A 636-nucleotide genomic window follows, 5' to 3' on the forward strand; every position below is an offset into this window, starting at 1 on the left:
CATTCCTCCACCTCTTTATTTATAAGCTTGCTTCAGCACAAGCTTGACCTCTTGTTGCCATAGAATTTTCTTTCTCATTCGTTCAAAATTTTTAATTCCATAAGATAATCGTTTCAATACTTTAATCGTATTATTGACTCCTTCTATGTAGCCATTATTATAAGGATACATAAAAGAATGCAGAATTTCCTGGTGCCATCTTTTAAATGTACGTGCGACACGATGAAATCCTTCTAATGTGGATGCCTCTAACTTTTCCAGACATACTTCTAAACCGGCAGTTACATTGTATGCATCACTTTCTTTAAACCACGTATCTAACGCTTGTTTTAAATCATAGGCTTCTTTTAAACGGGCATCTATTTCTACTAATTGCTGTACTTTTTTCTTCTGATCATCCGAACAGGCTGCCCATGATTTCCAAAGAAGTTTCTTGGAGCGTTTCATTCGAAGCCGATCTTTTTTAGGAAGCTCCTTTTGAACTTCACGGCGCACCTCATCCAAAGCCCAATAGACCTGACGCATGAAGTGGAAACGGTCAGCGATAATCAGGGGATTGCCCAATGCTTTTCGAATGGCTTGTTTAAACGCTTGAGATAAATCCATCACAACCATTTCTACTTTACCTGTATCACA

The 636-nt window shown here is 38.2% G+C and carries 1 protein-coding gene; it reads right to left on the reverse strand.

The genetic code is table 11. From position 1 onward, the window contains the following. Positions 1 to 15: 15 nt before the first annotated feature. On the reverse strand, positions 16 to 636 hold a 621-nt coding region (locus ACFO3P_RS14510; protein ID WP_379542469.1), incomplete at its 5' end, for an ISL3 family transposase.

The organism is Oceanobacillus aidingensis (genome assembly GCF_042654105.1).
GTDB classification, from domain to species: Bacteria; Bacillota; Bacilli; order Bacillales; family Amphibacillaceae; genus Oceanobacillus; species Oceanobacillus oncorhynchi.